Genomic DNA, 16,608 nt, shown 5'->3' on the forward strand with positions numbered 1-16,608 from the left:
TGCCAGGGAGTCGACTCATGGCAATCATTCGGCGGCTGCAAAGAACAACGATGCCAAGCCCGTGCCGACGCCGGCTGGAATGCCGTAGCGTTCCAGCGGGGACACCGGGTCTCCTGCCACAACCTTGACCGGGACGGTCGTCAGCTCAATCACCTTGTTGATCGTCGAGTTCTCGACCATCCGGATCAGCGAGCTCTTGCGTGCGGCACCCACCACGATATGGTCGCAGTGGAGGCGGCGCGCCGCGTCGGTAATGACGTATGCCTTTTCCCCAAGTTCCATGTGCGCTTCATAGGGCACCCCGAACCTGTCTAGCATCTGTCTGCTTGGCAGCAGCGCCAACTCGGCCTGATCGCGATGGAAATCGTGGCGATCTCTTCTGCTCACGAATCGTGAAACGTATTGGGAAAATGGCGTCTGAACATTCAATAGATGAATTTCCAACGCCGCGTTCTTCCTGAACTCATTGACGACGTGCCGCACCGCATGGAGCGAGTTGCTTGAGCCGTCGACCGGAACGAGTATTTTCAACATGGCGCGGGTTCCTTTCCAATGGCCAGCTATAGTCGGGAAATCAGATCGAACGGCAGTAGGACTCAGACCACCACCGCGCCCAGCAACAGGCGGGCTGCAAGCCGCGTGCGCATTCATTGCGCTGCCTTGAGCGCCGCGATGCGTTTGGTCAGCGGCGGGTGGGTCATGAACAGGCGCTTGAGACCCGACGCACCTCCGCCGGCGATGCCGAAGGCCGTCATCTTGTCGGGCAGGGACGCAGGCTGCAGCGCACTGAGCCGCTCCAACGCTGCAATCATGGCGCCGCGCCCGGCCAGTGACGCGCCGCCCGCGTCGGCGCGGAACTCCCGTTGGCGCGAGAACCACATGACGATGAGGGAGGCCAGGATGCCCAGCACCAAGTCGGCGATGATGACCGTCACCCAGAATGCCGGGCCGTGCCCGTTCTCGCTCTTGAAGATTATCCGGTCCACCGTGTGGCCGATCACCCGCGAGAGGAACAGCACGAAGGTGTTCACCACGCCCTGGATCAGCGCCAGCGTCACCATGTCGCCATTGGCGGCGTGCGCGACTTCATGGCCCAGCACGGCTTCTGCCTCCTCGCGCGTCATCTGCTGCAAGAGGCCGGTGGAGACGGCGATCAGCGCCTTGTTCCTGCTCATCCCGGTGGCGAAGGCGTTGACGTCGGGCGCGTCGTAAATGCCTACCTCGGGCATGCCTATGCCCGCCTGCCGCGCGTACTTGCGAACCGTATCTACCAGCCAGGCTTCGGTCGTATTCGATGGCGCCTTGATCACCCGCACGCCCATCATCTTCTTGGCCATCCACTTGGAGACGGCCAGCGAGATGAGCGATCCGCCGAAGCCCATCACCGCGGCGAAGATCAGCAGCGCCGTCAAGTTCAGTCCCTGTTCGTTCAGCCATGGCTCCACCCCCAGCAGGCGCATGCTGACCGAGAGCACCAGCAAAATGGCCAGGTTGGTGGCGAGAAACAGGACGATGCGCTTCATGCTCGGCTCCCTGGCATCATTGCCGTGAGGAATGTTGCAAACGAACTTCGATCAAACCGCCCGGGCGGCGCATCAGCGCGAACTCGATGGACTCCTGACTATGTCGAAACCGGTGCCTTTCCTCCTCTGGCATGGCGGAAATCACCTCCTGGACGAACCCGGCGTCGGCGAAGCCCCGGACATAGTGCGCCAGCGCCGCGTCGAAACCCGCGCGGCCGGCGTAACGCACTTCGGTCGTCTCGCCATCGCGCGCGTAATGACTGCGCACCAGGCCTGGGAAGCGCGGGACCGGGCCGAGGTCGGTGCCGCTGACATCGCGCGCGGGCGGCGCTTCGCCGAGGCCCGGCAGCCACCGGTCCGCCTGCTCCTGAATGCCCGGCAGCCAGCGCTCCGCCTGCTCCTTGAGACCGGGCGCTGCCTGTTCAACCGTTGCCGCCGCCTCGTCGGCCAAACGCTTGCCGGTCTCCGTCGCCACCGGCGCCTGCGCCCACAGCCAGGACAACAGCGCGATGCCGGCCCAGACGAGCAGGCCGACGATGGCGAAGGCGAGCCCGCCCAGGATCAGCCAGGTGCGCGCCCGAATATTTCCCAGCCACGATGCGGCCTGCGCCAAGTTTCTTTTTGCCATCAGAACTTCTCCGGCCGCAGCACCGCGACGTCGGACACGAACAGGATCATGGCGTAGTTCTCGTAGTAGCGGGCCTGCAGATGTGCGGCGATGGCCTCGGCGGTCGCCGCATCGCATACGACCTCGATGCGGATGTTGCTGCTCGCATCCCACGCGGAGCTGCGCACGCCCCGGCTGCCCTTGCCGCGGGCGTCGGTAATGGTGTAGCCCCGGACTCCCAGGCGTTCGAGGTCCTTGATCAAGACGCTCTCCAGGGCGGCCTCGGTGATGATGGTCAGCAGTTTGCGCATCGAACTGTTCATGAACCTAGCCTCCGGTCAGGGCGAATGCTTGCGTCGCCATGGCGTGATAGAGCGGAATGCCGACCAGGACGTTGAACGGGAAAGTGACGCCCAAGGAAGCGGCCAGCGACAGCGTCGGGTTGGCCTCCGGCACCGAAATGCGCATGGCGGCGGGCACGGCGATGTAGGACGCACTCGCTGCCAGGATGGCCAGCATGGCCGTGCCCCCCAGCGACAGCCCGAGTCCGTAACCCAGCGCGATGCCCACCACGGAGGAGAACAGCGGCATGCCGATGCCGAACAGCACGAGGAACAGGCCGTGCCGCCGCAGGCTGCCGAACTGGGCGGCCGTGATCAGCCCCATTTCCAGGAGGAACAGGGCAAGGATTCCCTTGAACAGATCGAAGAACAGCGGCTTGACGGAAGTCAGTCCCTCCGGGCCGGCGGCCCAGCCGATCAGCAGCCCGCCGACGAGCAGCACGATGCCCTTGCCCAGAAACACCTCATGCGCGACCGTGCCGATCCGCATGTCACGGGAGAACCCGCGGGCCAGCAGGATCCCCACCAGGATGGCCGGGATCTCCAGCACGGCGAGCAGGAACGGCATGTGCGACTCGAACTCGATCTGCCGGCTGGCGAAATAGGTGGTGGCGACGGCATAGGTGCCGACGCTCACCGAGCCATAGTGGGCGGCAACGGATGCCGCGTCCGCACGGGGGAAACGCCCCATGAACCGCAGCACCGGAAAGGCGACCAGCGGCAACAGTACGCCCATCGCCATGACCGCGAGGGCTTGCAGCGCGAGGTCACCGAAGGGTTGCCTGGCGAGTTCGATGCCGCCCTTGAGGCCGATGGCGAGCAGCAGCAGCATGCTCACCAGTTCATAGACGGCCGCGGGCAGTCGCAGCTCCGAGCGCAGCAGGCCAGCGGCCAAGCCGAGCAGGAAGAACAGCAGGACGGGGTCGAGGGTGCTCAAGATGGCGTTCCTTCATCGTGCGGCTGCGCCGATGGCAGGACCAGGCTGCCGCCGGCGTCCTGGTAGATCGGCGGCAGCACGAGTTCCGGGTAGCGTGCTTCGAGCACCTGCAGCTCCGCGCTCACGCTGGAGTCGGGCGCATTGCCTGCGAAGACCGGGATGAAGCGTGCGGCGAGCGTGGTCGCGTCTTCATGGCCGAAGCAGTCCAACAGCGCCGCCACCAGGTCGACGCGGGAGACGGCGCTTGCCGCCGTCTCGAGCCAGCACAGCATCCAGATCCCGTTGATCCCTGTTGTCTCCAGGATACGGACGGTTCGCCGCGCGCCGGCCGCATCCGGCAGAACCAGCGCGCACGGCAAGTTCGCCACGCCTTCTTCGTCGATCCAGATGCCTTGCACGGTTTCAACGTCGCTGGCGGGCAACCGGCGGCGCAGAATCGACAGGTAAGCGGCCAGATCTTCGCTGGCGCGCTCCAGATCCCCATCGCTGCGCACGAGCAAGAAGGCGCTTCTGGACTCGGTCGGCATGTCTTCATCCCCTGCGTAGGTGGCGGGCACTGGACGCTTCTCACCACGAGCGCCTGAGGCGCGAAAGGCCGTGCAGGACCCGTCCTGTTGTTACCCGGAAGGTAACCTGGTGAATTTTGACGGTCTGGATGATTCATATAAAGTCGAATATAATTCACAGACACTTCGTAAAAAGTTGCGAATAGCAGATAATGAATCTCAAACACCTGCGCTACTTCTGGGCGGTGGCCCACGCCGGGAGTGTGGCGGCGGCGTCCAATCAGTTGCATCTGACGCCGCAAACCGTCAGCGCCCAAATCAAGCTGCTCGAGGACGACCTCGGAACGGCCTTGTTCAAGCCTGCCGGACGCGGACTCGAACTCACCGAGGCGGGGCGCGTTGCGCTGTCCTACGCCGACGAGATCTTCGCGCTGGGTCACGAGATGGTCTCCTCGCTGCGGGCGAACGCAATCCCGGAGCAGACGATGGCTACGTTTCGCGTCGGTATTTCCGATGCGATCCCCAAGTCGCTGACACACCGGTTGCTGGCTTCGCTGAAGAGGGTGGAGAAGCCGATACGGCTGGTGTGCCACGAGGGCACGATCGACTGGTTGCTCGGGGAATTGGCACTGCACCGGCTGGAGATGGTGCTGGCCGATCGCCCGATGCCGGCAGGGTTGGCGGTCCGCGGCCACAGCCGCAAGCTGGGTGAAAGTGCCGTCGCCTTTTTTGCCGCGCCCGAGCTGGCGCGGCGCGGCGCGGCTTTTCCAGCCTGTCTGAACGGGGCGCCACTGCTGCTGCCCGGTCAGAACGCGGCGGTACGGGGCGAGATCGACCTCTGGCTGGGCGAGTCACGCCTGTACCCACGGGTCATCGGGGAGTTCGATGACAGCGCCCTGATGAAGGTCTTTGCACAGGCGGGTGAAGGCTATTTCCCCGCGCCCGCGATCCTCTCGGACGAGATCTGCGCGCGCTACGGCGTCAGCGAGGTGGGGCGGCTGGAGGAGGTGCGCGAGGCATTCTGGCTGATCAGCACGGAACGGCGCATCCAGCATCCGGAGGTTCGCGCCGTCCTGGAAGCCGCCCGCGGCGCGGTCTTCGTTCCGCAGGGCGACGGCCAAATGGCGCGGTAAATGCGGGAGTCCTGATCATGTTGCAACTTACTTCCCACCCGGACGATCTGTCCACCGCCGTGAACCTGCTGCGGGCGGGGGAACTCGTGGCGCTGCCTTTCGAGACCGTTTATGGGTTGGCCGCCGATGCGACCAACCCCGATGCCTTGCGCGCGATCTTTCGCGCCAAAGGCCGCCCGGCCGATCACCCGCTGATCGTGCATCTCGCCGCCACCGAGCAACTGTCGGACTGGGTCACCGAGGTACCGGAGGTGGTCTGGCGGCTGGCTTCGGCCTTTTGGCCAGGTCCGCTCACCCTGGTGCTGCCTGCCGCGCGAACGGTTTCGCCGCTGGTGACCGGCGGCCAAACGACCGTCGCGCTACGCGTGCCGGCACATCCGGTACCGCAGGCCGTCTTGCGACAGTTCGGTCGGGGCCTGGCCGCGCCATCCGCGAATCCTTTTGGTCAAATCAGTCCGACCACGGCGGCGCATGTGCGGCGACACCTGGCCGGAAAGATCGCGGCGGTGGTCGATGGCGGCCCCTGCCTGGTCGGCATCGAGTCGACCATCGTCGATCTCAGTCGTGAACATCCGCGCATTCTGCGTCCCGGCGCCATCACCACCGATATGCTCGCGCGCCACCTGTTTCTTGCGGGCACCGTTGCTGCGGCAGCGCCTCGCGTGCCAGGCGCCCTGGCCTCGCATTACGCGCCGCGCACGCCGTGCTACCGGATCCCGGCCGGGCTGGCCGAGGCGCCGTTTCCAGGCCGGCGTACCGGGCTGCTTGCGCAGCGCCCCGCAAATTGGCCGGTGGCGAAGTTCTGGCCGATGCCCTCGCAGTCCGAAGACTATGCGCGCGCGCTTTACGCGGCTTTGCACGAGGCCGATGCCACCAGTTGCGAGGTCTTGCTGATTGCGCTGCCGCCGGACGAACCGGCATGGGCGGCCATACACGACCGCTTGCGCCGTGCGACCCGATCTCTTTAGCGGACGGTGGCAGCGCAGCTTGGCGGAACGCCGCCTCAATGCGTGCGGGAGCGAGCAGTTCACGAGGGCACGCAACTAAAGCAGGGGCGCGCGGACGCCTGAACGCAGCGACGCAAATCGCGGCTTCGCTGATGTCCACGCATAGACTCGCCCGTAGAGCGTCGAGCGAATCACCTCCCTCGTGGACGGCTGACCTTGCGAGCGAAGATGAACGAAGCGCCACAACGCTTCGGCCTGGAAGACACCGGAGCAGCACGTCAAATCCAGCACCGCTCCCGTCCAGATAGGCCATCCATGACCTCATCGAGGATCAGCGAGACGACGACGGACAGTCGCGTGTAGTGCACGCCGTTTTGCAACGCTTCTGTGCGCTTTCCATCTGTCCACGGCTCAGCGTGCGCGAACTGCTCGTAGATCGAGCTGATGAGCTCGATCGGAATCACCTCGAACTGGTAGGGGAAGAAGCTGAGCTGCCCGCTTTCAGGATCGACAGCCGCCAGGAACTCCGCAACCCGCGTCAAGTGGTGAGCGGCCGGTGTCGTTTTCACCAAAGAAGGCGGAAACATATCGCCGTTGAGGGTCTGGGCCAGCCATGCGAACAGCTTGCTGGTCGCTGGCCGGTCGCGCAGTCCCGCCGGCAACGCCGTGCGGCCGCATACCCGCTTCAACCGCGTCGCACTAACGATCTGGCGGTCTGGCCCAGCGAGCACACTCCTATCACCCGTCGGTCTTAGGCGGAGTCTCGTTAGAAAATTTGCTATTTTCTTCCACGTATGGGCGTGCTTCTCAACAGGGATAGGCCGGTTCAGCCGCCTATCCCACAAGCTTTCCAAGCATCCGAAAATTGTGACCATCAGAGCGCATCGCGAACGTGGCAACCGGAGCCTTCCAGAGCAGTTCTTGTGGAGATGGGCAAGAGGCACAGGCGCCCCCGGAAGGGGCGCCTGCGGACTACAACAAGCCGGCTTCGGCGAACGAGTACGGACTGCCCTTGCCGACGATGAAGTGATCCAGCACCCGGACATCGACGGTGGCCAGGGCGCTCTTCAGCCGCTCGGTGATCGCACGATCAGCGGCCGATGGCTCGGTGTTTCCCGAGGGGTGCTGATGCGCCAGGATCAGCGCCGAGGCGTTGAGCGTCAGCGCACGCTGGACAACCACCCTCGGATAAACCGAAGTCTGGTCGACCGTGCCCTTGAACAGCGGCTCAAAGGCGAGCACCTGGTGCTGGCTGTCGAGAAACACGACGGCGAAGATTTCGTTCGGCTCCGCGACCAGTTTCAGGCGCAGGTAGTCGCGCACGACGGCGGGACTGCCCAGCGCTGGACCGGCCTTGAACACGCGGTTCTCCAGCAGGGAGATGGCCTGCCGGATGATCCAGTCTTCGTGCTGGGCGGCGATCAGGGTGAGCGACTCCGGGCGGGAGTCGGCGATGACAAAAGACATGACGAACCTCCAATGGATGAGATCGGAGGGCGCCTGCCCCTGGAGGGCAAACCCTCCTGGGGACGATGGGGATGAAACAGGTGACGAGCGGGCATCCACCACCGCGGACGCAGTGGCTGTTCGCGTCAAGGGATGCGATGCGAACGGGTTTCGATCAACGCGGACAAGCCGCGCCGTAGCCTTGAAGATCGATGGCTACCTGGGCATGTCACCGGCAACGCCGGCGGGCATGTCTGGGGAGTGGGCGGGTTCGGCTACGGTCGTGTTGCCGGCGGCGAGCAGGTCGATGGCCGACAGCAAAGCATCGCCTTCGACGGGGCCGTGCAGCAGAATGGACTTGCCGGACTCGCGATCGCGCAGTTGCAAGGCCGGCGTGGCCGCGATGCCCTGCTGCGCTGCTTCCACCGCCTGGGCGCGGATCACGGCATCGGGGCGATCGCTGTCGAGACAACCCAGCATGGTTGGCGTGAGGTCGGGATAGCGCAGGCCCTCCGGCAGGCCCTGGCCGTCGCCACGGGTGTTCGAGTAGAGCCACGCCACCGCCTGCCAGAACGCGGCATGCCCGCCCACCTCGCCCGCGCACTCGGCCAGGCGTGCCCCGGCGGTCGCGGCAGGCTCGTGCATGGACAGCGGCAGGTGATGCCACTGCCAGTTCACCTCGCGGTGGGCGTCGATCCAGCGCTGCAGCGTCGGGAAGTACGCCCGGCAGTACGGGCACTCCAGGTCGGCGTAACCGACCACCGTGAAGCGGGCATCGCTGCGGCCGTACAGCCACGGCGGCCCGGCCGGCTTCGGTGGCTCGGGCACGGTCGTGATCGGATGCATGAACTCCGGGGTCGCATCGGGCGTGCGCAGGAGTAGCCACCCGGCGGCGGCCACCGCCGCGACCAGCAGCGCGATCAGGGTATGGCGTCGAGTGAACGAAGGCAGGCGCATGCTGTTCCTCCTTCAGGCCAATGCATCCAGCGCCAGCGGCTCGATGCCGCGGGCGCGGTCGATCTTCTCGGCCACGCGGAAGGCGGCATCCAGCTCGCTGATGCCGTGCTGCTGCATCAACTGGAAGCGTTCGGCCTTCTCCTCGGGCTCGGTCATCGCCATCGCCAGGTAGAGACTGGGCGGCACGGCGCGGAACAGCACTTCCATGCTCTTGGAGAGGATGACGCCCTCCGAGAAGGCGCCGGCCTGCTTGCGCGCGGACAGCATCAGCGCCTTCTGCGAAGCGTTGAGTTCGCGGAAGCGCGCGACCTTCTCCACCTCATCCGGCGGCATCGACAGGCAGATCCACCACTCGATCATGTTGAGCATGGGCTCGGCCGCCTTGGGCAAGTCGTCGAGGTTTTGCGTGGCCAGCCAGAACCAGGCGCCGAGCTTGCGCCACATCTTGGTGATCTTGACGATGTACGGCGAGAGCAGCGGGTTCTTGGTGATGATGTGGCCTTCGTCCGTCACGTTGACGATGGGCCGGCCCAGGTACTGGTCCCGCTCGGCGATGTTGTTCACCGTGTTGATGAGCGAGATGTAGGCAATGGAGAGCTGCGCGTTGTAGCCCTCGCGGGCGAAGGTGGCGAGATCCACGATCGTGATGTCAGCCTCGGGCCACGGCGTTCCCGGACGGTCGAACATCTCACCGTCCACGCCCTGGCAGAACATATCCATCGCGTCCGCCATCTCCTGCAGCCGCGCCCGCCGCGCCTCCGGCAGCGTGGCATCGCGGCTGCGCTCGCGCAGCGCGTCGCGCACGTCGCGCGTAAGCACCGTGCGTTGCTCGGCCACGCAACGCCGCGCCGCATCGAGGATGCACTGGCGGATCAGGCTGCGGTCGGCGCGCGTCATGCGCGCTTCCTCACGCTCTTCACCGCCCGTGATCATCAGCCGCGCCGTGATCTCCAACTCGCCGAGCACGTCGCGCTGCTCGTCGCCTTCCATCGCCGCGGCAGTTTCGGCGCGGTCCTCGTCGAGCGCGTCGGCGTCGAGCGTCTGCACCTGGCCCGGCGTATCGACCAGGCGCCATGCATCGGCAAACGGGGCCAGGCTGACGCCCGAGCCTGGTGCGAGCTTCACGCGGTTGACTCCGAGCCCAAGGCGCGCGGCGAAGTCGCCGAACAGCCCGAACGAGTTGCCCGCCTCGACGATGAACAGCCGCGGCCGGTAGATGGCGGTGACCTGGTTGAGCAGGTTGTTGAGGGTCGCGGATTTGCCCGAACCCGTGGGACCGAACAAGAACAGATGCGCATTCATCTGCCGGTCGAGCCGGTTCAGTGGGTCGAAGCTGATCGTGCCGCCGCCGCGGTTGAAGAAGGTGATGCCGGGGTGGCCTGTGCCCTGGCTGCGGCCCCAGACCGGCGCCAGGTTCGCGGCGTGCTGCGCGAACATGAGCTGCGTGTACCACCCGCGCTTGTCGGCGGCCGGGTCGTAAACGCAGGGCAGCCAGCGCAGGTAGCTGTTCAGTGGCGCCACCTCGTCTTCCTCGCGCACCGGCTGCAGGCCCGCGTTGAGCATCACGTTGACGAGTTGCAGGCCGCGCGCGTCGAGCTGGGCCTGATCTCGACCACGCAGGTAGAACGCCAGCGCGCCGCGGTAGAGCTTGTGCGCGCTGCCTATCAGGCCGCGGGCCTGCTGCACATCCGCGCGCGTCTGTTCGGAGGCCAGGGTTTCGCCGACGGCCTTCTTGGCGAGGTGATTGAGATGGCTTTCCAGCACGTCCTGCGGTGTCGCCACCACGGTCAGGCACATCACCGTGTCTTCCGGCATCTGGTCGAACAGCGCGTTCATGGCGTCGCCGCCCTTGCGCGTCTCGCCCGTCAGGTGTCCGGTCGCCGGCGGCGTGCGCAGGCGATCCATCACGATGACGCGATGCGGGAGCCCATCGAAGAACCACAGGCCCTGCTCGACATCCGAGCGCGGCGGGCCGAAGAACAGCCGCTGCGCGAAGTCGGTGCCGCTGGAGAGTTCGACTTCGCCCTCCTCGGGCTCGTCGGGGTAGCGGGTCAGCGCATAGAAGCGCTCGCGGTCTTCGGCGTTCGGGCCGAGCAGGGTCGGATGTGGATTGAACCAGCGCAGCAGCCAGGCGTGGATGTCCGCCGCGCCGAGGCGCCGGGCCTTCACCCCGGCATTCGCCAGCCCGCCCACCAGGCGGTCGCAGATCGTGGTCAGCGCCTGCTCGGGCGACTGGCCGCGCCGCGTGGCCGCGGCCGTGGGCGTGCGGCGGTAGACCACCATGCGCACGCGCCGCACCTGGCCGCGCCACGGCAGACGGGTGACGGTGGTGTCCTCGAACAACCCGCCCGGCTTGGCGATGGCGCGCAGGTGGTGGGCAAAGAAGCGCAGGTAGAACTCGCTGAACGCGCTGCCCTGCGCACGCGGCTGCACGTAGCCCGCCAAGTTGCTCAGGTAGTGGTTCCAATCGGCTTCGTCCTGGGCGTAGAGCTGCACCACCCAGGGGTTCTCATCGAGTTCGTCGAAGGAGTCCTGCAGGGCGTTCTCCAGCGCATCGCGGGCCTGCCACAGCCAGGCCAGCTCGCGGCCTTCAGTGCCCACCGGCAGCAGCTCGAAGAACGCGGCCACCGACTGCCCGTCTTCGAGCAGCATGATCTTCGAGCCCGGCAGGTACTCGACCCACGGCAGCATGTCCGCGAACGACGGCGCGACGGTGTAGAGCGCGTCGTGGTCGGCCTGGGTCGCGGGCCGGCGCTGGCCGGCGAGCGCGCCGCCGGGCTCGGGTATGCCCTGTGCGGCCAGCGTCGACAAATGCCGTTCCCAGGCGTCGGCTGCACGAGCCCCTGCGGCGGGCGACGGGGCCGCCTTCCGCGGCCATGGCAGCGACCAGGCCATCAATAGTCCTCCACCCGCTCGCCGGGCATTGCGTACTGCACGCGCTGGTACAACGGGAACACCGTGCTGTAGCCAGGCACCGGCACCGGGTCGGTGCCGGTCAGATGCGGGTACACGTACATCACCAGGTCGGGATTCGGCAGGCGATGAAACTGCCGGTAGATTTCGTTGCCCGCGGTGCGCGTGTAGCGCTCCTGCACGGCGGGCGCGGCCTGCACGTCGGCTTCGGTCAACGGCCGACGCAGGCTCTGGCGTGCGTCGAGCAGTTGCCGTGCGATGGGGCCGCTGCCTTCGCCGCCGCCGGTCTCCTGCTGCCAGATGTCGAGCATGGTGTTGTGGCCGTGGGGCAGCAACTTCTCCTTGCTGGTCGCGCAGCCGCCGAGCAAGGCAGCCGCCAGCAACACGGCGGCCGCGTCAATCCAGGTCCGAGGCATGGGCTTCTCCGATGCGGTGGCTCACCCGACGCCCCTGGGCGTCGTGGTCGATGTGGAGCGGCTGCTCCAGATGTACGGCGACCCTGGCGCCGGGCTGCACGTAGACGGCCGCGAAGGCCTGGCCATACAACTTGTTGACCCAATCGGCCATGTCGCGCACGCCACCGGCCAGGATGCGGCCCATCGCTTCGTTGCCGCCGATGCCGACCGTGCCGAGCGAGCCGTTGCCGTTGGCGACCACGGCGACGCTGCCGTTGTCGGATTTGATGAGCGAGGCCGCGCCCGCGCCGGCCGCGGTGATCAGCGCCTGGCTGCCGAGGTACTGCTGCGCGTTGCTGCGCCGCTCGCCGCTGACGCAGGGAATGCCATAGGGATCGCTGATCCAGCCGAGGCCGCCTTGCGTGGCACTCGTCGTGCTGTTGGCGCTGGCTTGCCCGCCGCGCTGGTCCCGGTTGCCGTCCTCGGGCACGGTGCGGATGGTGCCGTCGTGGAACACGAAAGTGACCGAACGGATTTGCCCGCGCACGCACGAAAGCGTCCAGTCCCCAGAGGCCGTGCCGCTGACCACGGCGCCGGCCACGTCGGGGATGTCGATGCCGTTTGCCGTCAGGTTGTCCGGGCCGATCAGCACCTTGAAGGGGTACGGGTCATTGACCGTGCCGTCGATGGGCACGCGGCCGATCAGCGCCGTCATCGCCACCGAACCCATCAGCGTTGCATTGCGCGGCACCGTGTAGAACGGCGTCGTGGTAGCACCCACGGCGCCGACCACCGCACGCCCGCCGGCGTCGGCGACGGACTCCACGGCGGCCGACAGGGTTTTCTGCGCCGGGCCGAAGCTCAGCGGAAAGCTCGGTTCCTTGCTGCTGTTGCGGGCATCGGTCTTGGCATCGCCTGGTTCGACCCAGTGTGTGCCGTTGCCTGCGCCGCTGCCGTCATCGTTGCCGAAGCGCTTGCCGTCGCCTTCTTCCAGACCCAGCCCGACGGGCAGGTCGATCTGGCCGCCTTTGCCTGAGAGGCCATCGAGCCGCTGCTGCAGATCCTGCAGCAACCCCTGCGTCTGCTGCTTCTCGCTCGCCACCTGCTCGCGTTCCTGCTGCAAGCGGCTGCGTTCGCTTTCGAGCGCGGTCTGGATGCGCTGGTCGATCGCGCTCTCGCGGGTGCGCAGGCGCTCGTTCTCGGTCTTCTGCTGCCGGTTGTCGCCCAGCGCGGTCTGCAGCTCGGTGCGCAACTGTTTCACCTGCGCGACCAGCGTGGCCACCGTGTCGCGCGGCGTGTCGCCCTCGATGCCCAGGGCCTTCATCTCCTCGGGCGTGAGCGGGTTGGCCGTGCCCGACAGCGCGGGCCGCTGGCCGGCGGGGCCGGAGAACAGCTTGATGCCGACGAACACCAGCAGCAGGATCACGGGGATCAGCAGCCACTTGAGCAGCGGGTTACTTTTCATAGGACGCTCCTCCTGCCGTGCCGGCGGCACCGGACGGCGGCAGATTCACGCTGGCGTCGATGGGGCTCAGCCTGGGCAGCAGCGCCTCGGCCAGACCGCGGCCGCGCGTGACCAGGTAGACCACGGTGGTGTCGGACGCGTGGCCGGCCGGCCCCAGGTTCGGGTGCTGGAAGGTGGCCGCCACGAAATTGCCCTGCAGCGCACGCGGATCGAGGTCCAGCCAGCGCGCCGCCGTGTTGGTGAGCCGCACCGCCGTCACCCACTGGTCTTCGAGCCGCCAGGCGGCCAAGGCCCGCGCCTGCACCGGCAGCGTCGGCAGCAGGGTGTCCAGCGGGAGGTCGCGGCGCAGGTTCACGCGGCCGATCCCGGCGACCGGCTCGACGGTACGCAACGGCGCGTACAGGTTCTGCGCGGCGTAACGTGTCAAAACGACCGGGACGGGTGTTTCGCGCTTGCGCACTGGCCGATCCGGCGCGGCGGCTTCCGTGGCGCTGGCCGTCTCGCCGCCGTAGCGCGTGGCGGGCGACTGCTGCGCGTCCACGATGCGCACTGGCTCCAGCAGGGGCTGTCCGTCCTGCGCTGATTCGGCAGCGATGTCGAGCAGAATCAGCGCGCCGGATTCCACGTCCTGCAACTGCAGTCGCGTCGGCGGCAGCGGCTCGCTCGCCCGCAGGTAAATCGCACCGCCGGCGCTCTGCACCCGCAGGTGCGCGGCCGCGCTGTCCGGTACGCCGACACGCACGTTGCGGTCGATGAAGATCACGCGCTCCTGGCCGACCACCAGCGGCACCGCCAGCGGCAGGCGTTCCCAGCGCAGGATTTCTACAGCCTGAGCCGGCGCGAGCGCGAGCCACAGCAAGACGCCGGCAAAGGCCGACAGGGCATGGCGTTTCATGGGGAGTCTCCCTGCGAGTGGCCGGATGCGGCGCCGGGCGTCGGCGACGTCTCGATGCGCTGAGGCGCGCTGGCATGGCAGTCCAGCGCCAGGCCGAAGGGGTTGCGCTCGGGATCGACGTCCATGCGCACAACCTTCAGGGCGTAGCGCACCAGGGCACGCTTGACCTGCTCGGAGCCGTGGTACTCGTCGGCGCTCACGTCCAGCGTGACGATCCAGTCGCGGTCGGAGACCGCCTTGACGCGCGTGCTGGGGCTGTCGCCATAGCCGCGGCCGGGAATCTCGTAGATGCCGCGCACGCGCTGCCGCAGCTCGCCGCTTGCGCGACGGTACTCGTAGTCCTGTTGCAGGAAGGCCCGGCAGCTCGGCGTCAGGTAGGCCGACAGCGCGTGCAGGTTGCGCGGGTAGTCGGTCTCGCCGTTGGTGGGCCAGCGCTGCACCTGCTGCCAGATGTAGAAGCTGAACGCGTACACGCTCTCGGGCGGCACGTCCCACCACTTGCGCACGCTGCCCGAGCGCAGGTCGGGGGGCACGTGGATGGTCAGATCGCGCGGCGCGCTCCACCAGCCGAAGCCGAGCAGCAGCGCCACCACAAACAGCGCCGCGCCGCCCAGGCGCAGCGTCTTCACGTGTGCCTGCAGGTGCGCGACCTCATTCTTGAAACGGCTCATGCCGCACCTCGGTGGGCCGTGCGCCGTGTGCTCCACCAGCCCGTGCGGATGATCAGACGGCACCCGCCCAGGTGAGCGGCGAGCACTGGATAGCGCAAGGTCAACCGCCACTGAAGCTGCCGGTACAGCCAGGTGTCGGGCCGGCCGCGCTTCTGGCTGCGCAGGAAGCCACCGCCGACGAAGACGCCGAGCGCGATGCCGGCGACGATCAGCGTAGGCACCATGGCAATGCTGCGCGTCAGCCAGGCCAATGGCACACCGAGCACGAGCCCGGCGGCCGCCGACAGGCCAGCGCAGATCCACAGCTCATCGGCGGTCAGTCCGCGCACGACCACCGGCTGGCGATTCAGCCGGTGCGGCAGGAACGTCACCAGCGCATCGCGCGCTGTCTCCGCGGGGGTGGCCATCACGTGCAGCCCTTACAGCACGCCGGTGGCTTTGGTCAGCAGCCAGATGCCGACGACCAACAGGATCGCACCCACGGCGACCGTCAGCCCGAACTGGCCCCAGGTGGCGCGGCCCGTGTGGATCTCCGAGTAGCGTGTGTAGGCGTGATAGCAGACACCGACGAACATCGAGGCGACCACGAGCAGCGCGATCAGCAGCACGATGTCGTAGCCGTAGTTCTGCAAGGTCTGCAGGATGCCGCTGCCCTGGCCGCGCGAGGGGTCTTCCATGGTCGGCAGGCCCTGCGCGAACGCGGATGGCGGCAGTCCCAGGAGCGCCAACGGCGCCAGCAGCGCGGCGATGCGCGAGGGAACGCGAGAAGTAGTCGGAGGCGTGTGCATGATCGATGGCCCTTCGTGGTGGTCAGGAGAGGAGGAAGAAGGTCAGCACCAGGTACATCGCGACGAAGCGGATGCAGACGCCCAGGAACTGACGTTGGTTGATGCGGTTCTCGGCCCAGCCCACGTAGGCCGTGCGCATGGCCCACACGCCCCACAACAGCAGCACCGCGAACACGAAGCCGAGCACCACGACGGACACCGCCGAAGGCGCAAAGCCGCCGTTGGCCTGGAAGGCGGCGATCTGCTCGGCGGTCATGGCGAGGGCTCCTCCTGTTCGTCGCGGCGCAGGTAGTCGCCGGCCAGCGGAACGGGATCGCGCGGCTGGGCGCGCTGAGGCACGAGGAAGTCCTGCACGCCGGTGCGCACGCGTTTCAGGTCGGCGCGCAGCCGGGCGTAGTCGAAGTGGTAGCGGGCGCGCGCCTGCGGCGCGGTGGTGGTGGCGTGCTCGACCAGTCGGTCGATCAGGTCGAGCTGGCGCGCGAGCGCGGCGAGCTGCTCACGCTCCGGGGTGTCGTCGGCAATGGCGGGTTGCAGGGCCGAGAGCGACACGGCCAGCAGCACGGCCAGCGAAGGCCATGCGGATGCGCGGCGGTTGGTCTGTCCCATCGAGCCATTCCCCGTTGATGCGGATGGCCAGATGCTGTGCCGCGCTCTCGCTTTGCGCCGCAGGGAATGGGAACTACGGGTTGACCGGATTCCCAGGCCGAACTGGCCATCAACTGCGCAAGGCTCCCCGGATTGCGGAGTTGGCCAGCGCCTACCGCGGCCTGGTAGAATTGGCTAAACTTGGCAATCCAAGGCTACGAAAGGCCAAATCGGATGGTTTCCGGATGACTGAAGTCGAGAGCGAGATCCTCACGCTGGAGGAGGTCGCGGCCTACCTCAAAGCCGGGAAACGCACGGTTTATCGCCTTGCCCAGAAAGGAGAGATTCCGGCGTTCAAGCTTGGAGGTACCTGGCGCTTTCGCCGCTCGGAGCTGGATCGGTGGATCGCCGAAAGCATCAGCAAGAAGAAGCCGGAGGCCGAGTGAGCGTGCGCCAAGTCAGCGACCGAATCGCATCCGGAAAAGAACAAGGGGGGGAT

21 protein-coding genes are annotated in these 16,608 nt (G+C 67.0%); 3 read left to right on the forward strand and 18 right to left on the reverse strand.

Going from position 1 to position 16,608, the window contains the following annotated elements:
- Positions 1-24: 24 nt before the first annotated feature.
- The 6 genes from CAL15_RS03045 to CAL15_RS03070 form a co-directional block, all read right to left on the reverse strand.
- The gene (locus CAL15_RS03045) at positions 25-534 is read right to left on the reverse strand and encodes a universal stress protein (protein WP_042928640.1); all 510 of its coding nucleotides are present in this window, start codon (positions 532-534) and stop codon (positions 25-27) included.
- Between the two features lie 113 nt (positions 535-647).
- Positions 648-1,523, reverse strand: coding sequence for a protease HtpX (htpX, locus tag CAL15_RS03050; protein WP_042928641.1), 876 nt, complete (start codon positions 1,521-1,523; stop codon positions 648-650).
- Positions 1,524-1,539: 16 nt separating this feature from the next.
- On the reverse strand, positions 1,540-2,151 hold the full coding sequence (locus tag CAL15_RS03055; RefSeq protein ID WP_048512751.1) for a hypothetical protein: 612 nt from the start codon (positions 2,149-2,151) through the stop codon (positions 1,540-1,542).
- The gene (locus tag CAL15_RS03060) at positions 2,151-2,453 is read right to left on the reverse strand and encodes a P-II family nitrogen regulator (protein ID WP_042928643.1); all 303 of its coding nucleotides are present in this window, start codon (positions 2,451-2,453) and stop codon (positions 2,151-2,153) included. The genes CAL15_RS03055 and CAL15_RS03060 overlap by 1 nt, the downstream gene beginning before the upstream one ends.
- Before the next feature lie 4 nt (positions 2,454-2,457).
- Entirely contained in the window at positions 2,458-3,408 is a 951-nt protein-coding gene (locus CAL15_RS03065) for a sodium-dependent bicarbonate transport family permease (protein ID WP_042928645.1), read from the reverse strand.
- Positions 3,405-3,935 (reverse strand): hypothetical protein, encoded by a 531-nt coding sequence (locus CAL15_RS03070; protein WP_042928646.1) that lies wholly within the window; start codon positions 3,933-3,935, stop codon positions 3,405-3,407. Before CAL15_RS03070 ends, CAL15_RS03065 begins: the two co-directional genes overlap by 4 nt.
- A 191-nt stretch (positions 3,936-4,126) precedes the next feature.
- Here CAL15_RS03070 and nhaR point away from each other — a divergent pair, with 191 nt between their 5' ends.
- Positions 4,127-5,047, forward strand: coding sequence for a transcriptional activator NhaR (gene nhaR / locus CAL15_RS03075; RefSeq protein ID WP_048512752.1), 921 nt, complete (start codon positions 4,127-4,129; stop codon positions 5,045-5,047).
- Between the two features lie 17 nt (positions 5,048-5,064).
- Positions 5,065-6,015 (forward strand): L-threonylcarbamoyladenylate synthase, encoded by a 951-nt coding sequence (locus CAL15_RS03080; RefSeq protein WP_033470498.1) that lies wholly within the window; start codon positions 5,065-5,067, stop codon positions 6,013-6,015.
- Between the two features lie 257 nt (positions 6,016-6,272).
- On the opposite strand, the gene CAL15_RS03085 is transcribed toward CAL15_RS03080, so the two are convergent.
- The 12 genes from CAL15_RS03085 to CAL15_RS03140 form a co-directional block, all read right to left on the reverse strand.
- On the reverse strand, positions 6,273-6,683 hold the full coding sequence (locus CAL15_RS03085) for a hypothetical protein (protein ID WP_229659165.1): 411 nt from the start codon (positions 6,681-6,683) through the stop codon (positions 6,273-6,275).
- Between the two features lie 283 nt (positions 6,684-6,966).
- On the reverse strand, positions 6,967-7,461 hold the full coding sequence (radC, locus tag CAL15_RS03090; protein ID WP_086077263.1) for a RadC family protein: 495 nt from the start codon (positions 7,459-7,461) through the stop codon (positions 6,967-6,969).
- 195 nt (positions 7,462-7,656) lie between these two features.
- Complete coding sequence (locus CAL15_RS03095) at positions 7,657-8,397, reverse strand: DsbA family protein (protein WP_086077264.1); 741 nt, start codon at positions 8,395-8,397, stop codon at positions 7,657-7,659.
- 12 nt (positions 8,398-8,409) lie between these two features.
- On the reverse strand, positions 8,410-11,292 hold the full coding sequence (locus tag CAL15_RS03100; RefSeq protein WP_086077265.1) for a conjugative transfer ATPase: 2,883 nt from the start codon (positions 11,290-11,292) through the stop codon (positions 8,410-8,412).
- On the reverse strand, positions 11,292-11,726 hold the full coding sequence (locus tag CAL15_RS03105; protein WP_086077266.1) for a TIGR03751 family conjugal transfer lipoprotein: 435 nt from the start codon (positions 11,724-11,726) through the stop codon (positions 11,292-11,294). The genes CAL15_RS03100 and CAL15_RS03105 overlap by 1 nt, the downstream gene beginning before the upstream one ends.
- Complete coding sequence (locus tag CAL15_RS03110) at positions 11,707-13,170, reverse strand: TIGR03752 family integrating conjugative element protein (protein WP_086077267.1); 1,464 nt, start codon at positions 13,168-13,170, stop codon at positions 11,707-11,709. Before CAL15_RS03110 ends, CAL15_RS03105 begins: the two co-directional genes overlap by 20 nt.
- Positions 13,160-14,065: a TIGR03749 family integrating conjugative element protein gene (locus tag CAL15_RS03115; RefSeq protein WP_086077268.1), complete on the reverse strand. Its 906-nt coding sequence runs from the start codon at positions 14,063-14,065 to the stop codon at positions 13,160-13,162. Before CAL15_RS03115 ends, CAL15_RS03110 begins: the two co-directional genes overlap by 11 nt.
- Positions 14,062-14,736 (reverse strand): PFL_4703 family integrating conjugative element protein, encoded by a 675-nt coding sequence (locus CAL15_RS03120; RefSeq protein WP_086077269.1) that lies wholly within the window; start codon positions 14,734-14,736, stop codon positions 14,062-14,064. The genes CAL15_RS03115 and CAL15_RS03120 overlap by 4 nt, the downstream gene beginning before the upstream one ends.
- Entirely contained in the window at positions 14,733-15,143 is a 411-nt protein-coding gene (locus tag CAL15_RS03125; RefSeq protein WP_086077270.1) for a TIGR03750 family conjugal transfer protein, read from the reverse strand. Before CAL15_RS03125 ends, CAL15_RS03120 begins: the two co-directional genes overlap by 4 nt.
- A 12-nt stretch (positions 15,144-15,155) precedes the next feature.
- Complete coding sequence (locus CAL15_RS03130) at positions 15,156-15,524, reverse strand: TIGR03745 family integrating conjugative element membrane protein (RefSeq protein WP_033470526.1); 369 nt, start codon at positions 15,522-15,524, stop codon at positions 15,156-15,158.
- Positions 15,525-15,546: 22 nt separating this feature from the next.
- Positions 15,547-15,780: a TIGR03758 family integrating conjugative element protein gene (locus CAL15_RS03135; protein ID WP_086077271.1), complete on the reverse strand. Its 234-nt coding sequence runs from the start codon at positions 15,778-15,780 to the stop codon at positions 15,547-15,549.
- Positions 15,777-16,130 carry an integrative conjugative element protein, RAQPRD family gene (locus CAL15_RS03140; RefSeq protein ID WP_086077272.1) on the reverse strand — a complete coding sequence of 118 codons (354 nt, stop codon included), beginning with the start codon at positions 16,128-16,130 and terminating at the stop codon, positions 15,777-15,779. The genes CAL15_RS03135 and CAL15_RS03140 overlap by 4 nt, the downstream gene beginning before the upstream one ends.
- Before the next feature lie 140 nt (positions 16,131-16,270).
- Here CAL15_RS03140 and mads1 point away from each other — a divergent pair, with 140 nt between their 5' ends.
- Entirely contained in the window at positions 16,271-16,555 is a 285-nt protein-coding gene (mads1, locus tag CAL15_RS03145) for a methylation-associated defense system helix-turn-helix domain-containing protein MAD1 (RefSeq protein WP_430765522.1), read from the forward strand.
- Positions 16,556-16,608: the final 53 nt, after the last annotated feature.

Source organism: Bordetella genomosp. 13 (assembly GCF_002119665.1).
Lineage (GTDB): Bacteria > Pseudomonadota > Gammaproteobacteria > Burkholderiales > Burkholderiaceae_B > Bordetella.